Annotated in this window: 23 protein-coding genes and 1 tRNA gene; 12 read left to right on the forward strand and 12 right to left on the reverse strand. The window is 56.0% G+C overall.

What is annotated here, in order from left to right; all coding sequences use genetic code 11:
* The first annotated feature begins 54 nt into the window (after positions 1-54).
* The 4 genes from AB4O45_RS26195 (at position 55) to AB4O45_RS26210 (ending at position 3280) form a co-directional block, all read left to right on the forward strand.
* Complete coding sequence (locus AB4O45_RS26195; protein ID WP_460161526.1) at positions 55-612, forward strand: cytochrome b/b6 domain-containing protein; 558 nt, start codon at positions 55-57, stop codon at positions 610-612.
* On the forward strand, positions 609-1379 hold the full coding sequence (locus AB4O45_RS26200) for a molybdopterin-dependent oxidoreductase (protein ID WP_039760272.1): 771 nt from the start codon (positions 609-611) through the stop codon (positions 1377-1379). Before AB4O45_RS26195 ends, AB4O45_RS26200 begins: the two co-directional genes overlap by 4 nt.
* A gap of 1014 nt (positions 1380-2393) precedes the next feature.
* The gene (locus AB4O45_RS26205; protein ID WP_460160842.1) at positions 2394-2840 is read left to right on the forward strand and encodes a hypothetical protein; all 447 of its coding nucleotides are present in this window, start codon (positions 2394-2396) and stop codon (positions 2838-2840) included.
* A gap of 128 nt (positions 2841-2968) precedes the next feature.
* Positions 2969-3280, forward strand: coding sequence for a hypothetical protein (locus AB4O45_RS26210; RefSeq protein ID WP_460160843.1), 312 nt, complete (start codon positions 2969-2971; stop codon positions 3278-3280).
* Positions 3281-3718: 438 nt separating this feature from the next.
* Here the strand turns inward: AB4O45_RS26210 and AB4O45_RS26215 are convergent, their stop codons facing one another.
* The 4 genes from AB4O45_RS26215 to AB4O45_RS26230 form a co-directional block, all read right to left on the reverse strand.
* Positions 3719-4621, reverse strand: a complete 903-nt coding sequence (locus AB4O45_RS26215) for a hypothetical protein (protein WP_313325416.1) — start codon at positions 4619-4621, stop codon at positions 3719-3721.
* Between the two features lie 312 nt (positions 4622-4933).
* Positions 4934-5746 carry a hypothetical protein gene (locus tag AB4O45_RS26220; RefSeq protein ID WP_460160844.1) on the reverse strand — a complete coding sequence of 271 codons (813 nt, stop codon included), beginning with the start codon at positions 5744-5746 and terminating at the stop codon, positions 4934-4936.
* 316 nt (positions 5747-6062) lie between these two features.
* On the reverse strand, positions 6063-6941 hold the full coding sequence (locus tag AB4O45_RS26225) for a DUF4145 domain-containing protein (protein WP_460160845.1): 879 nt from the start codon (positions 6939-6941) through the stop codon (positions 6063-6065).
* Between the two features lie 247 nt (positions 6942-7188).
* Positions 7189-7557, reverse strand: coding sequence for a hypothetical protein (locus AB4O45_RS26230; protein WP_313325410.1), 369 nt, complete (start codon positions 7555-7557; stop codon positions 7189-7191).
* A 615-nt stretch (positions 7558-8172) separates the two neighbouring features.
* On the opposite strand from AB4O45_RS26230, the gene AB4O45_RS26235 reads away from it, so the two are divergent.
* The 4 genes from AB4O45_RS26235 (at position 8173) to AB4O45_RS26250 (ending at position 12944) form a co-directional block, all read left to right on the forward strand.
* Positions 8173-9573, forward strand: a complete 1401-nt coding sequence (locus AB4O45_RS26235) for an amino acid permease (protein ID WP_460160846.1) — start codon at positions 8173-8175, stop codon at positions 9571-9573.
* A gap of 51 nt (positions 9574-9624) precedes the next feature.
* Positions 9625-11007, forward strand: a complete 1383-nt coding sequence (locus tag AB4O45_RS26240) for an NAD(P)/FAD-dependent oxidoreductase (RefSeq protein WP_460160847.1) — start codon at positions 9625-9627, stop codon at positions 11005-11007.
* A 13-nt stretch (positions 11008-11020) separates the two neighbouring features.
* A complete protein-coding gene (locus AB4O45_RS26245) occupies positions 11021-11371 on the forward strand; it encodes a cupin domain-containing protein (RefSeq protein ID WP_460160848.1) in 351 nt (116 codons plus the stop codon).
* 61 nt (positions 11372-11432) lie between these two features.
* Positions 11433-12944: a CoA-acylating methylmalonate-semialdehyde dehydrogenase gene (locus tag AB4O45_RS26250; protein WP_460160849.1), complete on the forward strand. Its 1512-nt coding sequence runs from the start codon at positions 11433-11435 to the stop codon at positions 12942-12944.
* A gap of 57 nt (positions 12945-13001) precedes the next feature.
* Here the strand turns inward: AB4O45_RS26250 and AB4O45_RS26255 are convergent, their stop codons facing one another.
* Both AB4O45_RS26255 and AB4O45_RS26260 read right to left on the reverse strand, forming a co-directional pair.
* Positions 13002-14450: a PucR family transcriptional regulator gene (locus tag AB4O45_RS26255; RefSeq protein ID WP_460160850.1), complete on the reverse strand. Its 1449-nt coding sequence runs from the start codon at positions 14448-14450 to the stop codon at positions 13002-13004.
* Between the two features lie 296 nt (positions 14451-14746).
* Positions 14747-14834 (reverse strand) — tRNA-Ser (locus tag AB4O45_RS26260).
* Positions 14835-14957: 123 nt separating this feature from the next.
* Here AB4O45_RS26260 and AB4O45_RS26265 point away from each other — a divergent pair.
* Positions 14958-15629, forward strand: coding sequence for a Bax inhibitor-1/YccA family protein (locus AB4O45_RS26265; protein ID WP_008006561.1), 672 nt, complete (start codon positions 14958-14960; stop codon positions 15627-15629).
* 65 nt (positions 15630-15694) lie between these two features.
* Here AB4O45_RS26265 and AB4O45_RS26270 read toward each other — a convergent pair whose 3' ends face one another.
* Positions 15695-16024: a YceK/YidQ family lipoprotein gene (locus AB4O45_RS26270; protein ID WP_041481021.1), complete on the reverse strand. Its 330-nt coding sequence runs from the start codon at positions 16022-16024 to the stop codon at positions 15695-15697.
* Positions 16025-16083: 59 nt separating this feature from the next.
* Complete coding sequence (locus tag AB4O45_RS26275; protein ID WP_056785725.1) at positions 16084-16521, reverse strand: Lrp/AsnC family transcriptional regulator; 438 nt, start codon at positions 16519-16521, stop codon at positions 16084-16086.
* Between the two features lie 147 nt (positions 16522-16668).
* Between AB4O45_RS26275 and AB4O45_RS26280 the strand changes: the two genes are divergently transcribed.
* The gene (locus AB4O45_RS26280; protein ID WP_460160851.1) at positions 16669-17562 is read left to right on the forward strand and encodes a DMT family transporter; all 894 of its coding nucleotides are present in this window, start codon (positions 16669-16671) and stop codon (positions 17560-17562) included.
* Positions 17563-17565: 3 nt separating this feature from the next.
* Here the strand turns inward: AB4O45_RS26280 and AB4O45_RS26285 are convergent, their stop codons facing one another.
* The 4 genes from AB4O45_RS26285 to AB4O45_RS26300 all read right to left on the reverse strand — a co-directional run bounded on the left by AB4O45_RS26285 (position 17566) and on the right by AB4O45_RS26300 (position 21707).
* Positions 17566-18606: an FUSC family protein gene (locus AB4O45_RS26285; RefSeq protein ID WP_041481018.1), complete on the reverse strand. Its 1041-nt coding sequence runs from the start codon at positions 18604-18606 to the stop codon at positions 17566-17568.
* A gap of 57 nt (positions 18607-18663) precedes the next feature.
* Positions 18664-19623, reverse strand: coding sequence for an HlyD family secretion protein (locus AB4O45_RS26290; RefSeq protein ID WP_056785734.1), 960 nt, complete (start codon positions 19621-19623; stop codon positions 18664-18666).
* A gap of 2 nt (positions 19624-19625) precedes the next feature.
* Positions 19626-19982, reverse strand: coding sequence for a DUF3302 domain-containing protein (locus AB4O45_RS26295; RefSeq protein WP_016774599.1), 357 nt, complete (start codon positions 19980-19982; stop codon positions 19626-19628).
* 102 nt (positions 19983-20084) lie between these two features.
* On the reverse strand, positions 20085-21707 hold the full coding sequence (locus AB4O45_RS26300) for an NADP-dependent glyceraldehyde-3-phosphate dehydrogenase (RefSeq protein ID WP_122704468.1): 1623 nt from the start codon (positions 21705-21707) through the stop codon (positions 20085-20087).
* Positions 21708-22083: 376 nt separating this feature from the next.
* Here AB4O45_RS26300 and AB4O45_RS26305 point away from each other — a divergent pair, with 376 nt between their 5' ends.
* Positions 22084-22695, forward strand: a complete 612-nt coding sequence (locus AB4O45_RS26305) for a transposase (protein WP_080902524.1) — start codon at positions 22084-22086, stop codon at positions 22693-22695.
* A gap of 54 nt (positions 22696-22749) precedes the next feature.
* On the forward strand, positions 22750-24348 hold the full coding sequence (locus AB4O45_RS26310) for a ShlB/FhaC/HecB family hemolysin secretion/activation protein (protein ID WP_095179900.1): 1599 nt from the start codon (positions 22750-22752) through the stop codon (positions 24346-24348).
* Positions 24349-24355: the final 7 nt, after the last annotated feature.

Genomic DNA, 24355 nt, shown 5'->3' on the forward strand with positions numbered 1-24355 from the left:
AAGAAACTGCATCCCTGGCCGGTTCGCCTCACCCATTGGCTCAATGCGGCCTGCATGGTCTGCATGGTCATGAGCGGTTGGGCTATCTACAACGCCTCGCCACTGTTCAGTTTCAGGTTTCCGGTGTCATTGACCGTGGGCGGTTGGCTGGGCGGGGCACTTGCCTGGCATTTTGCGTTCATGTGGCTGCTGCTGATCAACGGCGCAATCTATGTGCTGTACGGGTTGGCCAGTCGTCATTTCAAACGTGAGCTGCTGCCCATCGGCATTGCCGCATTGAAGCATGATCTGACCGATGCCTTGCGCTTTCGGCTGGTGCATGAAAAGGGTGTCTATAACGCAGTACAGCGCCTGATGTACTGGATCGTGCTGGCGGCAGGTGTACTGATCGTGATCTCGGGTGTAGCGATCTGGAAACCGGTTCAACTTCAAGAGCTGGTCGCGTTACTGGGCGGCTATGACGTTGCTCGTTACGTACATTTTGCGGCCATGGCGATGATTGCAGCGTTTGTAGTGATTCACCTGGTCTTGGTGATTCTGGTACCAAAAACCCTGGTGCCAATGATCACGGGTGGAGTGCGGACGCCTAATAACGAGAAAAATGGGTCATGACTGAATTTAAAATAACAACGCGTCAGCGCGTCAGGATTGAACCTGCGCAACAGCTTGAACTGGAAAACATTCAGCGCCGGCATTTTCTTCGGGCCGGCCTGACGGTTGGCGCGATGTCGATGCTGACCGGTTGCAACCTGCAGGACGGCGATCAGGTCGACAAAGTGCTTTGGGCCATGTCGCGTTGGAACGACCGGGTCCAGGCGTGGCTGTTCAGTGGACGGAAACTGGCGCCGACCTTCGCCCGCGCGCAGATCACCAAGCCGTTTCCGTTCAACGCTTTCTATGGTCAGGACGATATCCCTGAAGTAGACCTGACCAGTTACTCGCTCGCCGTCTCCGGCCGGATCAGGGACAAGGCGCCGTGGACACTCGAAAGCTTGCGCAAGCTGCCGCAACGCAGCGATATCACTCGGCTGATCTGTGTTGAGGGCTGGAGCGCGATCGGTCAATGGGGAGGTGTACCGCTGAAAACCTTCCTGGAACACATCGGCGCCGACACCACAGCGAAATTTGTCGGTTTCAAATGTGCCGATCGTTACTACTCCAGTCTGGACATGCCGACTGCCTTGCACCCGCAGACGCTGTTGGCACTGGATTACGCTGACGTGGCGCTGCCGCCCGAGTACGGCTATCCGCTGAGGGTTCGGGTCCCCACCAAACTGGGATTCAAAAACCCCAAGCATGTTGTCGAGATTTTCGTCAGCAACGACAACCCGGGCGGGTATTGGGAAGACCAGGGCTACAACTGGTTCAGCGGGATCTGATGAAGCAAAGAACGGAACTGTCACGCCAGGAACACTGGCGAGATTCATGACACCAAGCGTGATATGAGGCATGCCGATGACCGGTATTTCTGCAGTACCGCCAGCACCATCCGTCTTGCCGACATTAGAATCCAGGATGCGGGCAACGAGTGATGGAGCAGATTTCCAATCTCTCTTGCAGGCTCAGTCCAGGCAACCTTTACAACAGTCGGATAAAGCTCGCACTCGGATGCTCTTTGATAATCTTGCCGCATGTACCTTCAATGGCGAAAAAAGAGCTATCTGCTCTGATGTTATCGGCACAGGGGGACTGAATGCGTTCGCCATTGCAGTGGCTCTCTCGCCGCTAACCGTCACCTGGGTACCGACCGAAATTGTTCGAGCGCCACTGCGTTCGCCTGGAATACGGACTTTTCGCCGCCGCAATCCCTCTTCAGCCGAGAGCTCCTTCCTCAACCGGTCAAATTCGGAGGATAGGGGTTACGATTAGACGGGTCTCGAAAGCTTGCTCGCCGTAGGCCAGTATTATTAAGGGAGAAGCAGATACCGCCAATTCTCACCTGTAGCGTTGAATGGTCTTTCGTTCGCCTAAAATAGAAAGCCCGATGGCTTCTCTATCGTGGGTGGTGTTATGAGGCAGCGTCGACTTACAGCCTATTTTTCTACCCCGCTGTCATCCCCCGTTTATTCTGAGCATCAGAGAGTTATAGCCCTCCATCAGGGCTACTTTTGGCCGAAGGTAGTCGTTCGTGAACGGCTGCTTTCGGCCAGAAGCGGACGTTTGAATGTGGCGCCTTCCGGCCAAGAGCGGTCAGTCACGATACTCAGAGTAGGCCCTAAGCCGACTCTCGTCAGAATCAAGAACGTGGTTTGTTCCAAATTTTTAGAATGCCTACTGAATATCTGGTCATAATCCAGCGTGAGTCAAGGCGCAAGCTTGGAACTCTGCGCCGCGTCCCAGGTAAGAACTGAAAGGCTCTGGAAACAATAATAGCTGAACGGAATTAGTAGACGATGCCACTTTATAAGTACGTAACAGCCAAGACCGCCATAAAAATCCTCAACGGAAGCATACGATTTACTCAACCCGGGGCGTTCAATGATCCATTTGAACTCCTGCCGCAGTTCATTACACCAAAGACTATTACTGAGCAGGCTGAATATTCTCTGTCAGTGGGCTGTGTTGGGTCACGCAGAAAAGGGATACTCCGGAACGGAGTCAGGGAGGAGGACCGCTATAAAGGCGACTTTCAGGCGCGAAATATTGTGAAATCATTGAATGATGTCATTGGATTGCTATGCCTAAGCAGAAACCCGGACAGCCTTCTCATGTGGGGGCACTATGGAGATGAGTATCGTGGAGCAATCATTGAGTTTGATGAAAGACACCCGTTCTTCGAGGGCCAAATCTCCGTTGCTTATAAAAAAATCGTCCTATCTACGACATATCCGATTTTCTAGAGAAGCCGTTTCCCGTTGCAGATCTATGTATCAAGCCAAATGACTGGTCTTATGAGAGAGAGATTAGAATCGCACGGCCTTTATCGGAATGCAACGAAGTTGCAGAAGATGAAAACGGAAACCGAGTGATGACTATGGATATCCCAATTGATTGCATTCGTGGAGTCATAATGGGTGAGCGAATGACAATTGTGAACCAGCGCGCGATGTGGGAACTAGTTAAAAATACTGAACTTTCCCTTCGCTTGGCTGCAGTTGCCAACTGGGATTACGCTTTCAGGAATGAAGTCATTAAGTATCCAGGCCCGCTAGTTGCCTCACCAACTATCAGTCCACGGACGGCGCACATTTTTTCGGAAGATATTGGCGAGTTTGGAGACATCGCTCGTTGGCTTATTGAAAAACACCCAGCATCTGAATTCGTCAACCTACCCTGCTGACCCTCTGACTCAACTTATACTCAGCACCAGGCTCGCCGGCCTAAAGGTAATCAGGGGGAGAACATTTTATTGATGTTGATCGACCACTTTGGTTCGATTGCCGACGTAAAGTCTGAAAGCATGGATAGGGATTCGAACCCCTTCCAAGGCAGACATAGGCCGCTCACGGCCAGCAAACAAAGCTTTTCCTCTGCTCCTCCTTGGCGTGTGACGGCCTACGACGGCCCTTCGTTTGCCCTAATTCTGCCCTAAACCGAAAGCGTCGATAATTCACTTGAGTTCACAGGAGTGACTCCTTTCGGCCAAAAGCAGCCCTTCGCATCAGAACTACCAGCCGAAAGCTGCCGTTCCCAAGATAGTCCCTACTCAAATTATCTCAGGTTTACCTATAAATAAAGCAAGTAGGTTATGGCGCCACACTATCCGTGATACGAAAATCTATGAAGTGGCGTAGTGTTTTTCTGTCAAGTATAGCGACTCCATGACAAACAGAGAAAAATTTCTCATTAAGTTTTCTAGAGAGTCCTTGAAAAGAATATAGCCATGCCTTTCGATATGCTCTTGTATCGGCTCCAGCACATCCAATAACAAATTGACTGGAATGGTCATTTCATCTTGGTTGTCGCAATCGCTGCAAATTTTATCAATATATATGCCAAAGGCCTTTTTTGTGCGGCCAGAATAAATTCCAGCGCTATGAACTTGCTGGTTTCTTATAAAGTTAAGAAGCCTCCACACAGAGTCAAGCTGGGAGGAGTTGGTAAAGAACTGGCTTCGAGTTTGGAGGTCAGAAAAAAAAGCCGCCTCAGTACCATCACGCTTTAGCTTCCCCATTAAACACTTCGATATTACATCTTTGCCGCCCAGCATGAGGTGTCGCTCATTTGCGGATTGATACTTCCGCCTATATATATTTGTAATTGTGCTTTCAAATAAAAAAAAGTACTCAAGAAACGCCGAAGCATTTAGCGTTCGTATTACTAACTCTCTGTTGGATATTCCGTATGCTTTCGACTTCGCCTCAAACGAATCGGAAGCAAAAATTCTTGGCTCGTTTTCCTGGATGACTTTTCCAGGATCGATATGCATCGCTTTACAGTAGGCCTTGTAGTTTTTTGTTATCGCCTCAGAACTCTCAGGCAGCTCACCAATGAAGCCGTCAACATGCTCATCAATTACTTGTTTTGACTCTCCAAACATCTCCGGCATTAAGTTGCACTGTGCAACAACTGTTGATGTTGTGACCATCATATGCTGCGACACGAATGAGCTATAGTACTTAACATTCCTGCCAGGTAAAGGCTTCAAGGTGTCAAAAAGCGCTGAAGTTAGAAGCAGCATGCAACCTCCATGTTGTACGGCATGCATTGCACGCCAAGCGAGAAACAAAAAAACTACTCATATTTATCATACTACCTATCACACTACAAGCTCGATCTTGTAGTTGGATAGCAAATGAGTTGTGCAAGTTCATGCGTTTGGTGAAGTCGAACTCTATTTGTTGGCATTTATTGCGCTCATGACAATCCTCATCCAGATGCATTCGAAGCTCGCTTGTCCTGTTAGGACACTGAGCCACTCCCTCAGGTGGAGGCCGGACTATCCGGAGGAGCTCTTTTGGTAATGCATGGGTATCACAATCAAGCATAGCAACTATAGGTTCGGCGCCCCCTTATCCTTCAATTCCTCACGCATTTTTTGGTAAATAGCTTGGAACTCTTCTGGTATTTTAATTTTACCGCCCGGATTCTTCTTCATTTCCTGCATAAAAAATAGATTCATTCGATACTTCTGAGTTAGCAATAAAATTTCGTCTAGCCATTCCATGTTTTCTCGCGCTAGACATGCGTCCCAAAACATCAAGAGATAGGGCATTGTAATGTCGGCAATATCGTCAACTACTTCGTCTCCCTGTAGGACTCTAGATTTCCAGCCGATCATTTCCGGGACCTTATTCGTCTCCCAAGTAACCGTCTCCACCATTCCGACTCGTCGCTGTTCGATTGAAGTCTTCGCTGCCCGAGCGTGAGCCTTACAAACCAAATTGAACTGGTTCCGGAGCTCGGGATTCGTTTCGACATCATCCAATGACCATGAAAAAACTGGCGGCCCCACGTTAACAACATCGGCAGCGGGATGGAAATCAGTTGGTTTGATACCGTGGTCAGTTCGGATGGAAATCCGATTACAACTTGGGGAACTCACAAACGCTTCGGACAGATTGTGACAGCAATAGAGATCCATACTGCCCGTAGATCGGTCGACACTGCCTATGAAGAATGGAAGCTCTAATTCGAACAGCCAGCGCACTTCTTCTCCCACGTACTCGATAGAATCGACCGATTTAGACTTCAGTTGTACGAAAAAACTGGTCGAGGCTTTGAAGCGATGGCGGTCGAAATCTTCCAGAAATGTGAAAACTGCGTCAATTCCTACATCCTCAGTCCTTGGCACTGGCGCAACCAATCCGACACTCTGTAGAAGCAGTAGTCCGAGTTGTTCTGCGATGTCTCCGGATCGAAGGTTTCGACTTCTAAATGCTGGCATAAGGTCACGTATATTGGTTGCGAATGGTTAACTGGTTAAAAAATTCTGAATGATCCTAGCTTCCTGTTTTGACCAAAAACAGTGCATCATATCTGGTCAGTTCCTACTAAGAGCGCTCACTCAGAGCTAGTCGTTTGGGATAGTTGCAGACGCTCGAGATAAAAAACTTTCGGCCAAAATGATAATGGCAGGGTATAGCATGTAATGTCCCCCCCACCAACATGACCTAGTTGTCTTATACAATTACGTAGTATTGAACCTTATCTTTCGAACCAGAGACCGTGTCAACCTTCCCAATAGTTAGAGCAGTGAATACTCCAGAGCTGATAGCTGCCTTTAATTCGGCTTCTAAAGTTCTAATGTATCCATGAAACCTACGAAAGTCTGAACCAAGGATTTTACCAAGAGGAAGCTCATCTCCTGGGCTTAATGCTTTTAATTTTTTCTTAAGAATTATTTCAAGTGACGCATAGTCCTTAATTAGCGTTTCCAGTGATAGCTTCGCATCACCATCAAGAATGTATAGATTGATTATCGTATGTTCAATAATTTTTAGTGCAACAAGAAGCCCTCTTTCTTCGCCTGGCTGTATTTCATGTGCAGCGTCATTTCCTAAGAAGCGAATGGCGTGAAGCCTATCGGCATCGTTTTGTGAAATTATCCCAGTCTTGGCCATTTTATCGATTCTGGCTTCAAGATTCCGTCCAGTAACATTCCGCTCGTTGCATATTGCCTCGATTGTGGCTCGCAATCCAATACCAGCAAGTATGTTGCACTCATTTTTTAGGGATACTAGGGACTGTGTATATATTTTATTGACGATATCTGGAGCCCGGTCTATTTCATCAACTCTTCTGTGCCCTTTCAGAATAGCTGGGTATACGTAGACGTTTTCCGGCGTTTCCCACTCTTCCTCCCCGACTTGGTAAGTGTCCTCTAACCAAACAATCACCTTTCGAAAACTTTTAGTTTCGCACCCCCTACACTCAACAATCTGGTGTAGCTCATCGGATCTATACTCATATTCTGAGTCAACAGTTTCATGGATTACATTATGTTTTGTATCGCGATCACACGATCTGCAAGGCGTCCATACGGTATTTGATGTTGTCATCAAGAGGTCTCATCGGAGTAAGATTAGAAAATTAGGTGCGGACACCTTCAAGTAATTTCATGTGATCAGTCGCATGCAAAAGGCTACTATTTGGCCAGCACTCTGTCCATCACGCACTCATGATCGCTGCTTGCCTCTATGCTTGAAAGGCTGCAACGGGTCGATTGTTGCCTGTCGCCAAGGACACAAAACGACCCAAAGCAGTCATCTGTACCGCAATGTTCGACAGAAATATCCACCGCCAATCCTAAAATCGTGAGGGTGGCTCTTTCCCGGCCTTGATATGCGAAAAGACCTGATCTGGATCTGCCTGGCACCAATATCTGAACAGAAGGCGAGATTTGGTATTTCCGAAAAATTGATCCACGATGCTCTCGGCCGGCACGGTCAATTTAGGTTCTCGCCATTGCTGCGCTAAAACACCTATTGGTTTGTCTGACGAAAAAATAATCCAAGTAGCCTTGCCTCCATTAATATCGGGTAAGTAGCCCGAATCTTTTATCACTTCGATTAAGGCACTTAGCGTTGCTGAAGAATCGAGTGTGATCCAGGTCGCATGGCTTCCTAGATCATCTCCTGCATGAACGCTATCTCGATCAATGGCAACCTCCAACATGACTACTCCTTTTTAGCGCTGTGCTGTCACTAGACCATCCAGCGTAGAGACATCCGCGGCTGCCTGTCCACAGTCCGCTCTTGGCCGAAAGCAGCCTGTCATCAACGACCGCTTTCAGCCAATAGCTGACCGTCAGCAACGGCCATTGACAGAGCTTTCCCGAATTTTGCCTCCGATAGTGCAACCAGGAATGGTTCAGCAAATCGGCAGGTTTGTTAGGATTACCTCGTTGTTTGCGGTAGGCAGGGGAAGCCACAAGATATCGAGTCTTCATCGCAGATGGACTGAGGAAGTAGGAGAAGACGCTTATCTCCAAAAGCTTGGACGGAGGGGAGGGCCTAGTACCCAGTTCTCCAAAGCTGATAGCTCAATGTCGAATACGCCATCCCAAACTCGGCCTGCCCTCCATCTCTCACATCTCTGCCGTCTCGGCTTTTGATGTCCATGGCTTCCCATCCGGCAAAGTGAAGCATTTCTCCAAGCATAAAAATTGCTCGTCATACATTTGTATAGTCGGACGTTCAGTGGTGTGGAATATGACGATTTTCACCCTCGTCTAACGTGCATACCCTTTGAATAGGCAGTGTCGATTACTAAAACAAAAGGAGACGAGCAATGCCTATTCAGTCAGAACACGATCCGCGCTTGAAGCGTGCACTCAAGACGCGGCACATAAGCATGTTGGCACTCGGTGGAGTCATTGGCGCTGGGTTATTTGTAGGCTCCAGCGCGGTCATCGCTTCAACTGGTCCGGGCGCTTTTATCACTTATGCCATCACCGGTCTGATCGTTGCCCTCGTGATGCGCATGCTCGGTGAAATGGCTGCTGCGCATCCATCGAAAGGCTCGTTCGTTGACTACGCGCGTATGGCTTTTGGCCGGCCGGCGGGTTACATGACGGGTTGGCTGTACTGGTATTTCTGGGTCATCGTCGTCGGCTTCGAGGCCGTTGTCGGCGGGCAGATCATCAATGGCTGGTTCCCTGACCTGCCGGTCTGGGTGATTGCTCTTGGTCTGATGGTTAGCATGACCTTGCTGAATCTGATGTCTGTGCACTCTTTCGGGGAAGCCGAATACTGGTTCGCCGGCATCAAGGTCGTGGCCATTGTGGTGTTCCTGGCAGTGGCGGGTGCCTATGTTTTCAATCTTTGGCCGGGCTCGACAGCAAGTTTCAGCAACCTCACTGATCATGGCGGGTTCCTCCCCCACGGCGTGGGGTCCTTGTTCACCGGAGTCGTGGTGGTCATCTTCTCGATGACCGGCGTGGAAGTGGCCACGCTCGCCGCTGCCGAGTCCGAAGACCCTTCGCGCAACATCCGCAAGGCCGTCAATACAGTGATGGTGCGAATCTTGGTGTTCTTCGTGCTGGCGACGTTTTTCATCGTCGTCGCACAGCCGTGGACCGACATCGTTCCAGGTAAATCCCCCTTCGTGACCACCCTTGAACACATCGGCATTCCAGGTGCGGGCGACATGCTCACCGTAGTGATTCTGGTGGCAGTGCTGTCGGTACTTAACGCCGGGCTGTACACCTCGTCACGCCTGCTGTTTGTGCTTGCTTCAAATGATGAGGCGCCGCGCTGGATCGCTGCCGTCAGCAAAAGGGGCGTGCCGGTACGTGGCGTGCTCGCCTCGACATTGGTGGGGTATGGCTGTGTGGTCATCGCGGCACTTTGGCCCGACACCGTCTTCCAGTTCCTCATCAACTCCTCCGGCACGGTGTTCCTGTTCGTCTACCTGGTTATCTGCCTGTCGCAAATCAAGCTTCGCCCCAAATGGGTGGCAGAGGGGACGCTGAAATTCGCCATGTGGGGCCATCCTTGGCTGCCGCTCTTGGTCACTGCCGCCATTATCGCCGTATTGGTCAGCATGGCTTTTGACCCGACGATGCGGATCAGCCTTGTGCAATGCCTGCTGGCGATTGCTGCGATAGCCGCCTCCTACGCTTTGTTGCGTATGTCTCGCGCACGTCGTAGCAACGCCAGCGCCAAGGCCGGTCCGGCGAGCAATCTTTAACGCATACAGCTGTTTCAGATAGGCCCCATGTTCAGGGTAGGAAGCCAATAAATGTCAGCGAAATTTGATTTAACTCAGTTACCCAATCAGCCCCTCTGGTTCGAGGCCAGCGAGCATCGCGAGAGCTTGGAAAACGCAGAGCAGGCCGATGTCGTCATCATCGGCGCGGGGTACACCGGACTGTGGACGGCGTATTACCTGCTCAAGAGTGATCCGTCCCTGCGCGTGGTGCTGTTGGAAAAACACCAGGTGGGCTTCGGCGCCTCCGGACGTAATGGTGGATGGGCATCGGCTATCTTCCCGATTTCCCTTGACCGGGTGGCGCAGATGTACTCCCACCAGGCTGCGCTGAATCTGCAGTTCGCCATGAACGATACGGTCGATGAAATCGGTCGGGTGCTCAACCTCGAAGGCGTCGAAGCAGACTATGCCAAACAGGGTTTCCTCTCATTGGCCCGCAGTGCACCGCAGCTTGATCGGGTGCGGGCAACGGTCGACGCGTCGACGCGCTTTGGTCTGCCGGACCAGTGGCAGGCTCTGGATGCTGCGCAAGCCAGCGCCAGGCTCGGCGCCCAGGGTGTGTTGGGCGGTCTGTACACCGAACATTGCGCGCTGATTCACCCAGGCAAATTGGTGCGTGGTCTGGCGAAGCTGGTTGAGCGGATGGGGGCGAAGATCTATGAGGGCTCAGCCGTCACAGAGCATGCGCCAGGAATGGTGCACACAGCGCAGGGTTCGGTTAGGGCAGGATTTACCGTGCGCGCCACGGAAGCCTTCACCTCGCAACAACCCGGTTACTCGCGTTTCGTCATCCCGCTGTACTCACTGGTATTGGCTACAGAGCCCTTACCACGTGACCTGCTTGCCAGGTTAAACCTCGATCATCGCCAGGCTTTCAATGACATGCGCCACCTGCGCGTATACGCACAGGTGACGGCAGAAGGGCGACTGGTGTTCGGTGGTCGCGGTGCTCCCTATCAATGGGGCTCACGGATAACCGAACAGGCTGATTTGGTGGACAACGTGCATAGCAAGATCCACGAGACGCTGATCGAATTTTTCCCGCCGCTGGCGGACGCCCGCATCACGCATCGATGGGGTGGCGCACTCGGTGTTTCTCGTGACTGGTGCCCGACCGTGAGCATGGATCGCAAGAACCGCATTGCATGGGCCGGCAACTACGTTGGCGACGGCGTCGCCACTAGCAACCTGGCCGGGCGTGTCTTGCGCAATCTGATTCTGGAACAAGACGAAGACATTAACGCATTGCCTTTCGTCAATCATCGCTCGCCATCGTGGGAGCCTGAGCCACTGCGCTGGATCGGCATCAACGGTGGTCTCGCCGCCGCCTCACTGAGCGATTTCGAAGAACGCATCACCCACCGTCCATCCCGTACTGCGAAGTTGCTAGAAAAGCTGACCGGTGCGCATTAACAGGAGAAATGCTGTGAAAACTTTCACGATTATCAAGGCTGCCGCCATCGAGTCGCTGCCGTTGAAACCGGCGGGCCAGCGTGCCGGAGCGGACAAAGGCGACCCACAGATAGCACTCCAGCAACTGGCACCCGAGGCAGTCGGAAACCTCGGTGTCTGGGAGTGCCAGCCAGGCGGTTGGCCGGTGGTCGATCGGCCTGACACCGAATTTACTTACATCATCTCTGGCCGCGCGGTGCTAACCGATGATGCTTCCGGTGAAGAGGTGCTGGTGACCGGCGGCGACCTGATCATCCTGCCACCTGGATGGACCGGGCGCTGGGATGTGATCGAGACGGTCAGGAAGGTCTACGCGATCTATTGAGCACCCGGTTCGCCGACGACACAAATCACTCTGCGCATTATCCAAGATTGAGAGAAAATCCATGACGAACACCATTACAAACTGGATCTCCGGCACGCTTACGCAAGCTACCAGCGGCCTGCAACAGCCGGTCTACAATCCCGCGACCGGTGTTGTAACCGGCACGGTGCAACTGGCCAGCCATGCCGACGTGGACTCCGCCGTCGCTAGCGCCCAGGCAGCGTTCCCGGCCTGGAGCAACCTGTCGCCGTTGCGTCGTTCACGAGTACTCAACAAATTCCTGGCGCTGCTCAACGAACACCGTGACGACCTGGCCCGGTTGATCACCGCCGAACACGGCAAGGTGTTTACCGACGCCCAAGGCGAAGTGATGCGCGGCATCGAGATCGTCGAGTTCGCCTGCGGCGCGCCACAATTGCTCAAGACCGACTTCACCGATCAGGTCAGTACCAATATCGACAACTGGACGCTGCGCCAACCGCTCGGCGTAGTGGCAGGTGTCACACCGTTCAACTTCCCGGTCATGGTGCCGATGTGGATGTTCCCAGTGGCATTGGCGACGGGGAACACCTTCGTGCTCAAGCCCAGCCCGATCGACCCGAGCCCGAGCCTGTTCATTGCCGACCTGCTCAAAAAAGCCGGCCTGCCGGACGGCGTCTTCAACGTTGTGCAAGGTGACAAGGAAGCGGTAAACGCGCTGCTCGAACACCCCGACGTGCAGGCGATTTCCTTCGTCGGTTCCACACCCATTGCCAACCATATCTATGAGGTCGGCGCCCGCCACGGCAAACGTGTACAGGCTTTGGGCGGGGCCAAGAATCACTTGGTGGTGATGCCCGACGCGGATATTGACCAAGTCGTCGACGCGCTGATTGGCGCGGCCTACGGTTCAGCAGGCGAGCGCTGCATGGCAATCAGCGTTGCGGTGTTCGTGGGCGACGAAACAGCCGAAAAGGTCATGCCCAAGCTGATCGAACGCACCCGCACGCTGAAGGTGCTCGACGGTACCAATCTGGAAGCCGAGATGGGGCCGATCGTTACCCGTGCTGCCCACGAACGCATCACCGGCTATATCGAGCAGGGCATCAAGGAAGGCGCGACGCTATTGGTCGATGGCCGGGGTTTCAACGGTGAGGCTGCTGGCGAAGGCTGCGGTGACGGATTCTGGATGGGGGGCACGTTGTTCGATGATGTCACCCCCTCCATGCGTATATACAAGGAAGAGATTTTCGGCCCGGTGCTCGCGTGTATCCGGGTCAAGGATTTCGCCGAGGCCGTGCAGCTCATCAATGACCACGAGTTCGGTAATGGCGTGAGCTGCTACACCCGTGACGGCCACATCGCCCGCGAGTTCGGCCGGCGGATTCAGGTTGGCATGGTCGGCATCAATGTGCCGATCCCGGTGCCCATGGCCTGGCACGGTTTCGGCGGCTGGAAGAAGAGCCTGTTCGGCGATATGCATGCCTACGGAGAGGAGGGGGTGCGCTTCTACACCCGCCAGAAGAGCATCATGCAACGCTGGCCGCAGTCGATTGCCAAAGGCGCGGAGTTCGCAATGCCGACCAGCAACTGACGCGTTGCACTAGTTGAACGCCAACGGCCCCGCCCACGCAGCGGGGCCGTTTGCATTTCAGCGATTGTCCTCGAACAGTTCGGTATTCTTGCCAGCCTGGATTGCAATCCAGAAGCGCGCGATGCCTTGGGTTGTGGTGGGTTTGATGCCGGTCAGTTGCTCCACCAGCTTGAGCCGGTAGACGAGCGTCTGGCGGTGCACCTCTAGGTCGATGGCGGTGGCTTTCCAGTTGCCGTCGTTTTCAAGAAAGGTGATGAGCGTCTTCAACAGCGCTGCACTCTGGATGCGGTCGTGCTCGATGAGCGGACCAAGGTAGCGACCCACCAGTGCCCGGGCTTCTTCCAGGGATTTGGGCGCCATGATCAGCCCGGTTTCGGCTTCCCCATAACGCAATGTCGGTGCACCCAGCTCTTGTGCCTGAGTCAATGCCAGGCGCGCTTGACGGATGCTTTCACGAAAACCAGTGGCCATTGCAATGGCACCGCTGATGCCGATGACAGTGTCTGCACCGAGACTAGCCCGCAGCGTATCAATAGCGTTCATATCGTCCCGGCAGAGCGCCAACAGCAGACCTTTGTCCGCTAATAGCAATGGCGTCGAGTGGTGTAATGCAGGGGCATGGTGTAGTTCATCCGCAGACCAAGGACCATTGGCGCCGGGTTTTATCGCGAGGCTTACCAACGTGCCGTTAAGGCTGCGGCGTTCCAGAAGCGGGCGAGCGAGGGTCAATTCCGTCTCGTTCTCCAGCAGGCTGCGCAGTAAGGCCGAGCCTTCCTCCCGTTCTTGATCGCGGTGGATCATCAGTCGCTCCAGCTCCACGCCCAGCAGGCCGACCAGCGACCGCATCAGAATGGAGTCACCCTGCGTACGTTTGCCGGGGTGGGCCATCCTCAAGGCTGCGCGCGTGCGGCCACCGATCGGGATGCGCTCGACCTGTTCTGTCACGTGCGTTGTGGTCCATCCGGTGTCGAGAATGGTGTTGCCGCTTTGGACGTCCTCAATCGCCAGTGTCAGATTGAGTGAGTGGGCCAGGATGGACAGGCGGCCGGCCATGTCAGGCGCTTTGTGCAGCGCTTCGGCGTAAGTCTGGAACAAACGCTCACTGGCATTGAAGCGTTCGCGCTGGGCCTGGAGAACACTTTCGATCACGTAGTGGGAGAGTTTCACGAATTCGAGTTCGAAACTGGCTTGCAGCATGGGGAACAATAGACGGTCTGCGGCCTCCAGGATCTGTGGCGAGAGCTGTGGCGCATCCGCGCGGGGAGCGACAACCAATGCGCTGGCGTTGCTCTGCACCAATTGCTCGAGCCACATAACCTGATCCTGCGCGCCGCTGGGCATTCCCATTCCTGTGGTCATCACCAGATCGCCGGGTGAAATCCAGCGCCATGGGTCGGGCAGGTCAACGGCATGGGCCCACGTGATGTGCCTGCCAATGCCAGCCAGGCCGGCGACGGGGACGAGTCTCAGCAGTTCAATATTGATGAGATCCTGAACTGTGAGCATGGTCATACCAGTGTGCGATTAGAGTTTGGAATGGTACCGGGTGAGTGCGGCTGGGGCCACGGTTAGGTGGTAATTCCTAGAGCTAACTTGCCTTGTGGCTATGATTGGTTTTGATGGCATACGGGTTAATGGTCGTTTTACATTTACTGGAAAGGCCGCTGAAGAAGGGCCTTGAAGAGGCAGGGTTGCGGAAATGCTCAAAATGATGCGGAAACGATTCTTAAATGATGTAGCGAAAACCGTGTACTGCAGAAACGACAAAGCCCTGAATAATCAGGGCTTTGTCGTACATAAGATGGCGGAGGCGATGGGATTCGAACTCATGGACCTGTTACAGTCGACGGTTTTCAAGACCGTTGCCTTAAACCACTCGGCCACACCTCCGTTTGCGTTGCGGGCGCCATAATACCTGAATGAAACACACTGTCAAACTCTCTGCATGGCTTGTTACAGAGCGTCTGTTATGATCTTTGCGACTGAACGTTTCAAACCAACAGGAGTGTCGCCATGCGCGAACAGGATTACGCAGTTAATAACAGCGTGCAGGCTGAGCAGCTAGAGGTTAGCCGCGTCCTGCGCAACACTTATGGTCTCTTGGCTCTGACTCTCGCATTCAGCGGCGTGATGGCCTTCGTAGCCCAGCAGATGCGTGTCGGCTACCCGAACATTTTCGTGGTGCTGATCGGCTTCTACGGGCTGTTCTTCCTCACCAACAAACTCCGTGATTCCGCGTGGGGCCTGGTATCCGCCTTCGCGTTGACCGGTTTCATGGGTTTCCTGCTCGGCCCGATCCTCAACCGTTACCTGGGCATGCAGGGCGGCGCTGAAGTGGTCAGCTCGGCTTTCGCCATGACCGCACTGGTGTTCGGTGGTCTGTCGGCCTACGTGCTGATCACCCGCAAGGACATGAGCTTCCTTGGCGGCTTCATCACCGCCGGTTTCTTTGTCCTGCTGGGCGCTACGCTGGCGAGCTTTTTCTTCCAGATCAGCGGCCTGCAACTGGCGATCAGCGCCGGCTTCGTGCTGTTCTCGTCGGTCTGCATTCTGTTCCAGACCAGCGCGATCATCCACGGCGGCGAGCGCAACTACATCATGGCGACCATCAGCCTGTATGTATCGATCTACAACCTGTTCGTCAGCCTGCTGCAACTGTTCGGCATCATGAGCCGCGACGACTGATCGTAATGGCTGCAATAAAAAACCCGCTTCGGCGGGTTTTTTATCGTCTGGACAAAGGTGTCTGCTCAGTTGATGACGATGCTGCCGTCCACTTGCTGACGGTAGATCGTGTAGGGCAGCAGCAAGGTGTCGAGCGCGCCGGAGACCACGGCGTCCACCAGCACCACCGGAATTGCCGCGTTGCGGTGATCATCGGGATCGATGCCTGAGGCCAGCGGAGCGTTCAGCGTGCAGAAGTCATAAGCGAGGCCGCTGTAGATTCTCGGTACCGCGCCGCAATAACTTTTCTGCTGCTTGAGTCCGTCAACAGCAGCCTGATCGTTGCGCGCCACCGTTTGAATCGTGCCACAACCGCCGAGCAGCAGGGCCGCCAGCAGCATTGCCTGAATTTTCATAGCGCCATTCCTTAGCCGCGAAAAACCCACAATCTACGCCGAACAACGGAAAAAAACACCTACGCCATCGGTGGCAGGCGTCGCTTGACCGGGGTCTTCTTGACGATCGCGGTGTTGGTTTCCGCCAACGTATTCAGTCGGTCGAGCAGGGTATCGAGCTGTTCCATCGAGCGCACGTGCAGGCGGGCGATGAAGCAGTCGTCACCGGTGACCTTGTCGCACTCGGTGAACTCCGGAATCGACATGATCTGCCGCTCAACCTCCTGCAATTGCCCTGGCAGCGGCCGCACACGGACGATCGCCTGTAACTGATAGCCGAAGCATTTCGGATCGATCTCCACCGTGTAGCCCTTGAGCACGCCGCGTTCTTCCAGCCGCCGCAACCGCTCGGCCACGCTCGGCGATGACAAGCCGCTGATCTGCGCCAGCGCTTTGAGCGAGCGCCGCGAGTCTTCCATCAGCGCGCTGATAAGGATCTGATCGATATCGTCAGTCACATTCAAACTCCGGATTAGGCGAAGGGCGCAAATCACCCTCGATAAAAAAGGCGAAAACCAAGTTTAGCCTGCTTTATGCGCTGGAGCAGCCCGAGGTGCGCTTGGCATACTTTTGCCATGCTTCGCTCACAGCCTCAGGAGAAGATGATGGACAACGCAATTCGCCGCGGCTCGCTGGAAATGACCGCCGCCATGCTCATATCCGGGACGATCGGCTGGTTTGTGCTGGTGTCCGGGCAACCGGTGCTCGACGTGGTGTTCTGGCGCTGCGTGTTCGGCGCTGGCACCTTGCTGTTGGTCTGCGCCGCGTTCGGCTTCCTGCGTCCGGGGATGCTGACCCGCACAACGTTTCTGCTGGCGGTGCTCAGTGGAATGGCGATTGTCGGCAATTGGGTGCTGCTGTTCGCATCCTATTCCCGCGCCTCGATTGCCATTGGTACGGCGGTCTATAACGTGCAGCCGTTCATGCTGGTCGGCCTGGCGGCGTTGTTCCTCGGCGAGAAAATTACCCTGCAGAAGCTGTTCTGGCTGGCGATTTCGTTCATGGGCATGCTGGCGATCGTCAGCGCCCATGGCACGCAAGGCGAGGAGGGTAACGATTACTTGATGGGAATTGCCCTGGCGTTGGGCGCGGCGTTTCTCTACGCGATTGCCGCCCTGATCATCAAGCGCCTGACCGGCACGCCGCCACATCTGATCGCGCTGATTCAAGTCTGCACCGGGGTGTTGTTGCTCGCGCCTTTTGCGCATTCCGATGCGTTGCCGCAAGGCGTCGATGCCTGGGCCAGTCTGCTGACTCTCGGGATCGTGCACACCGGTCTGATGTACGTTTTGCTGTACGGCGCGATTCAAAAATTGCCGACGGCATTGACCGGCGCGCTGTCCTTTATATATCCGATCGCGGCGATTTTCGTTGACTGGTTCGCCTTCGGCCATCGCCTCGAATTGCTGCAATGGATAGGCGTCGCAGCGATCCTGCTGGCCGCCGCCGGCATGCAACAAGGTTGGGGCTGGAAAGCCCGGCGGCTGGCGGCGCAGTAAGGATCAGATGTTCCAGCGCGGTGCGGTGGCTGCCAAGCGTTGGCGCATCTCGCTGATATTGGCCGCCAGTTGCCGGGTCAGCATCCGGTAGCCGTCGAGCGTATTGGCGACTGGCGCATCAAGGTCCGCTGCTGGCAGCTCCATCGGCCGCTCCAGCCGTTGCGAGGCCCCGGTCTTCAAGGCGCGAGCCATCCCGATCAGTTGCACGCGAATCTGCCGGTGCTCAGCCTTCAGTGCCGTTTGCAGATGGGCTGTGGCCTGCGGGTCGCTGGCATTGGGACGGATATTACCGAGGATCTCCAGCGTACTGATGCACATGCGCAGGTTGCGCTGAATCGCGTCGAGCTCGGTCATGGAGATTTTCACTTCCTTGGACACCGACGGCATCAGCGAACGTAATTGCACCATCACCGCGCCGAGCTTGCTCATCAGCCGCACGTGTTCGTCGGCGCTGACCGCTTCACCGTTGATGATGCGTCCGTACACCGTAGCGCAATCGCGCAAGGCATCGGCAAGGTTGTAACGCCACGAGTAGACCGCGTACAGCGGCAGGGCGAAGGAAAACGCCAGGGCGAGGGCGATGCCGATCAGGATGTCGACGCCCCGCCACAGTCCATCGGTGATCGGGTTGTCGCCATGCCCGGCGACGATGAACACGGTGATGGCCGAGAGCAGGGCAGTGTAGCCGCCCTTGCCAATCGCGTGATAGGAGAAAAAACCGCACACCACGGCCATGGAAAAGTAGGTCAGCCACGGCATGCCCAGCCACGCATGTTGCGCCACCAGTGCCAATCCGACTCCTGCACCGATCAAGGTACCGATGGCGCGCTCGGCGGCTTTTTTGCCGATGTTGCCGTGGTGCTGCAAACCGCCGATCACCACCAGCATGGTCACCGATGCCCATTCGCCGTGGGGCAGATTGATGCCGGTGGTCAGCAGAATCGTCGCCAGCAACCCCAAGGCCACCCGCACGGAATGGATCAGTCGGGCGTGACGGTAGCGCCGATACGGGTCCAGTAACGGACGCAGGATACGGCGCAACAGCGGTGGCAGGCGGTGGGTGCTGTAAGTAGTCAGTGCGAACCTCGTGAGTCAGTCAAATCAGTGGAAGGGGAAAATGTAATTCATCCAGGCGGACATGCGCAGCAGGATTTTGCGCATCGCGCCGATGTGGTGAAAGTGCTGACTGTAAAGCGCCGCTTGCCCGTAGGCGCCGCCCGGCATGAGCGCGCTGTATTCGGCGAACGCCGGATCGGTTATCTCGATGATCACTGGCACCCGTCCGGCCGGTGGCGAGCCGGTGTAGCTGATCAGGGTACCGGAAGGTTGCACCTGGCCCTCGGCTATCACCCCGATCACACTTTTCACCCGACCGGCGAAAACCTTGCCGGGAATGCCGTCGAAGGCGACTTCGGCCTCGTCGCCCACGGTCAGACGCAATAGGCTGTTCTGACGCATCCAGGCAGCAAAGTACTGACCTTCCTGCGGAATAAACACCATCGACGGGCGCAGCGGCAGCTTGCTCGCCATCATTCCCGGGCGCAGCGAAACGTGGGTGACGAAGCCTTTGCTCGGTGCTCGAACCACGGTGTTGTCCAGCTCGAACTGCGCATTGTCCAGTTGCGCCTGCAGATCGTCGGTGCGGGCGATGGCCGCGTCCAGTTCACGCTGGGTGCCGAAGTTGCGGCGGATCAGTTCGGTGATGCGGTAGCGGTCGCCCTTGGCTGCAACCAGTTGCGCCTTGAGCGATTTCAGGCGGTTCTGGAAAGGGGTGGGATCGATGCGGAACAGCACGTCGCCTTTTTCCAGGGGTTCGTTGCCCTTTACCGGCACGTCGATAACCTGGCCGCTGACGATCGGAATGACCGGCACCGAGACAAAGTAGGAGCGCGCCACCTCAGAATAGGGATGGTTGTAGTTCATGGTGAAAATCAGCGCGCCGATGATCAGCACGCCACCCAGGACAGCGGTGGGCACCGTCCATTTGTTCAGCGGAATGCGGAAGATCTTGAAAATCGCGACGCAGAGCGCGGCATACGTGAGGATGAGCAACAGATCCATGCTCAGATCCCCCGGCTGTCAGATTGAGGCGCAACCGGCGACTGCGCTTCGAGCCGCTCGATCCGGGCTTGCAGCTCGACGACCTGTTGCTCCAGTTGATTGACGTGGTTCTGAATGGGTTTGCCATCGCCGAAACCCCAACCGCGATCCTCGCGATAGGCCATCGCCCAGATCCACAGAAATGGCCAGAGTGCATGCAAGGTGAACAGACTGACCCAGCCAGTGGCATGGATCGCGTCCTGGTGCGGGTGGTTGCGGTGGACAGCGATCTCGTACGGGATGTCATGCAGCACGATGATCCCGTAAAACAGCACGAGACCGACAAAAACCAACAGACCCAATGCGAAGTAATCGAGCATGGTCAGCCTCCCGGGCATCCAGCAATGCTGGGCTGAGTGTAGTCACTGAATCGCCGGGGGGCTGACGGATCGGCAGGATCATTCAATCCTGCCGATCACCCGTCAAAAGATGTAATCGGTGGTCAGGAAGCTCGAATCACGCCCGCGAATGATCTCGCTGATCAGATCCTTGTTGCTCTCCTGGAACTTGGTCGCCACCAGGGTGCGGATCGAAAACACTCGCAATGCATCGTGAACCGACAGCGTGCCTTCGGCGGAGTTTTTGCGACCGTTGAACGGGTAAGTGTCCGGGCCGCGCTGGCACTGGGCGTTGAGGTTGATACGCCCGACCTGGTTGGCGAAAGTGTCGACCAGCCGGCCGACCGCCACCGGGTTGGTGCCGAAGATGCTCAACTGCTGGCCGAAATCGGATTCCAGTACGTAGTCGATCACCGTATCGAGGTGGCGGTACGGCACGATGGGCACGACCGGGCCGAACTGTTCTTCCTGATAAACGCGCATCTGCGGATTCACCGGATACAGCACTGCCGGGTAGAAGAACGAGGCGTGGGACTCGCCACCATTCGGGTTGACCACCTGGGCGCCTTTGCTTTGCGCATCCGCGACCAGACCGTGCAGATAGTCGACTTTGCCCGACTCCGGCAGCGGCGTCAGCGCCACGCCGCTGTCCCACGGCATACCCGGTTTGAGCGTGGCCAGTCTGGCATTGAATTTCTCGATGAAGCTGTCGACCACGTCTTCATGTACGAAGAGGATTTTCAGTGCGGTGCAGCGCTGACCATTGAACGACAGCGAGCCGGTGACCGCTTCGCTGACGGCGTTGTCGAGATCGACTTCGGGCAAAACGATTCCCGGGTTCTTTGCATCCAGACCGAGAGCGGCGCGCAAACGGTGTGGTTTCGGGTGCAGCTTCTTCAGGTCGCTGGCAGCCTTGTTGGTGCCGATAAAGGCGAAGATATCGATCTTGCCACTGGCCATCAACGCACTGACGGTCTCGCGGCCGCTGCCATAGATGACGTTGATCACGCCGCTCGGGAAACTGTCGCGGAAGGCTTCGAGCAACGGCCGAATCAGCAGCACGCCGAGCTTGGCCGGTTTGAACACCACGGTGTTACCCATGATCAGTGCCGGAATCAGCGTGGTGAAGGTTTCGTTCAGCGGGTAGTTGTAAGGTCCCATGCACAAGGCGACGCCGAGCGGCACGCGGCGGATCTGCCCGAGGGTGTCCTGCTCCAGCTCGAAGCGGCTGGAGCGGCGGTCGAGTTCTTTCAATGCGTTGATGGTGTCGACGATGTAATCGCAGGTGCGATCGAACTCTTTTTCCGAGTCCTTGAGGTTCTTGCCGATCTCCCACATCAGCAGCTTGACCACGGCTTCGCGCTGCTCGCGCATACGACCAAGGAATGCTTCGACGTGCTGGATGCGTTCGGCCACGCGCATGGTTGGCCACAGGCCTTGGCCGCGATCGTAAGCGCGAACGGCAGCGTCGAGGGCGGTGAGGGCGGTGTCGGCATCCAGCAGCGGCGTGCTGCCGAGGATCACCTGTTCTTCGCCGTTTTCGCTTTTCAGATAGACCGGGCTGCGCACCTGCGCGAGCGGGCCGTCCCAGCGGCGCAACTGGCCATCGACCAGATATTCACGCTGCTCGACCTGAGCGTCGAGGCGATATTTTTCCGGGATGTCGCTGACCGAAGGGAACAGGTTGCCAAGGATGTTTGCTGTCATGTCACTACCCTGTGTTGAAGTCGGCGTGCCTATTGAAAGTCTTGTGAAGGTTATACGCCTGAACGGGCCGGGATTTAACCCCGTGAATGTCACGCGAATGTCACGCAACGGTGCAACCACAGTCCACCTTGTGGGAGCGAGCCTGCTCGCGAAGGCGGCGGCACATCCAACATCCTCATCGCCTGACACAGCGCTTTCGCGAGCAGGCTCGCTCCCACGGTCGATCATCTACATCCGTCAATCCATCTTCGGTAATGAAGCTTTTATGACAAAAGTTCGGTAGCCCTTTGCCAGTCCGGTCATGCCTGTGTAACGCGCTTGAGGGGCCTTTCGGGGCGCACTTTGCAAGCCGAGGCGGGACGCCGGGAGTGAGGCAATGGGGACTATGGAACGCTATTCGAAAGTGGGCATGCAGGAGCTCGATCAACGCCTGTCGAAGATCGTCGAAGCCGCGCGCAAGAAGCCGGTTTCGGTGTATCGCTACGGCGCGCCGTGGGTCTGGATCGTCTCGCAGGAGGACTGGCAGGGCGCTCTGAAAGAAGTGTCCAGCTACATTCCGCCGGGCCATTCGCTGGTGTTGCTGCGCCCGCAGATCGACGATCTGCTCGACGCCCACCAGGACCTGCTGCGCGATCTCAATGCCGCACCCGGCATGCTAATTCCCGCGCAGACGGTGATGCACATCCTGCTCCTGCAATTGCTGTATTCGGTGCCCAGCGAGCAGCAGCTCTATGAACAGCTCAATTACAACCTGCTGTTCCGCTGGTTCGTCGGCCTTGGCCTGAACCAGAAGGTCTGGAGTTTCACCGCCCTCAGCCGTGACATCGCCACGCTGCTCAACGAGCCGCGTGCGGTGCTGCTGATTCAGAAAATCATCGGCGAAGTGTTCTGCGGCGCCTTGCTGCAAATGCCCGAGTTCTCGCTGAACTTTGCGCTGTTGCACACCTGGCTGGGCAAGCACGCCTGCGCCACAACGATCAGCAATTGACGCAGCACACCGGGCGCTAACGCCCACAGGTCATCGCGAATTTCAGGGGGTAATGTGGAACGGATTTTCACGTCACGGCTGGCGCTGTGGGGCTGGCTGCTGGTGACGGCGGGCGCGCAGCCGGCGCTGGCCGAGGAGGGCACAGAAGCGCCCGCCGCGCAGCGACTGGTCGACGTCAACGAATACTTCGTGCGCGGCAATACCGTGCTCGATGCCCGCGCGATCGAAGAAGCGGTGTACCCGTTTCTCGGCCCGCAGAAAGCCTTGAGCGACATCGAAGGCGCCCGTGATGCGTTGCAGAAGGCCTACCAGGAACGCGGCTATCAATCGGTGTTTGTCGAGCTGCCCGAGCAGGCCGTGGCCGATGGCATCGTCTATCTGCAAGTCAGCGAAACCAAGGTCGGCCGGGTGCGCGTGGTCGGCGCCAAACACTATTCGCCGCTGGACATTCGCGACAACGTCCCGGCGCTGAAAGAAGGCGAGGTGCCGGACTTCGCCAAGGTCCAGGGCGAACTCGCGCAACTTAACAAGACCCCCGGTCGCCAGGTCATGCCACTGGTGCGCGAAGGGCAGCGCCCCGGCACCATGGATGTCGACTTGCAGGTCGAAGACCAGAACCCGTGGACTGCCAGCGTCGGCCTCAATAACGACTACAGCGCCGACACCGAAAAGCTGCGCAGCGTCACCAGCCTCGGTTACAACAATCTCTGGCAGCTCGGCCACAGCGTCAACCTGACGTTCTTCACCGCGCCGCAGGAAACCGACAACGCCAAGGTCTGGTCCGGGTCCTACACCGCGCCGCTGAGCGAGCGCTGGAGCGTGCAATTCTCCGGTTACCAGTCCGACAGCAACGTCGCCACCATCGGCGGCAGCAACGTGCTCGGCAAGGGTCACAGCTACGGCGTCGCGGCAATTTACACGCTGCCCTCGAGTGGCAACTGGTCGAACTCGCTGTCGGCCGGCATCGACTTCAAGGACTTCGACGAGCGCCTGAGCCTGTCCGGCGAAAGCGACAAGGTGCCGCTCAAATACGCGCCGTTCACCTTCGCCTACAACGGCTATCGCTACAGCGAAAAGAGCCAGCTCGGTCTCGGTCTGAGTCTGGTTGCCGCCACGCGCAGCGTGTTCGGCTACGGCAGCGACGACGAAGACTTCGACTACAAACGCTATCGCGCCAAACCGGGTTTCGCCGTGCTCAAGGGCGACACCAACTACACCTGGACCTTCGACAGCGACTGGCAGAGCGCAAGCAAAGCCGCATTCCAACTCGCCTCGGGGCCGCTGGTTTCCAACGAACAATTCTCCGCCGGTGGCGCCACCTCGGTGCGCGGCTATCTCGCGGCTGAACGTACCGCCGATGACGGCTACCTGCTCAGCCAGGAATTGCGCACACCGTCGCTGGCGAAATTCGCCGGCACGTGGATGCAGGACTGGCGCTTCTATGCCTTCGCCGAAGGCGCGCAGTTGTACCTGCGCGACGAACTGCCGGATCAGGACGCCAATTACGCCCTGGCCAGCGTCGGCCTCGGCACCCGCGCCAGCCTCAGTAAATGGCTGTCCGGCAGCCTCGACTGGGGCTACCCGCTACTCGAAGGGCCGAACACCTCAAAGCAGGAATCGCGCCTGCACTTCAACCTTCAAGCCACTTTCTAACGGAGCA

It is taken from the genome of Pseudomonas sp. S2_B10 (assembly GCF_054668425.1).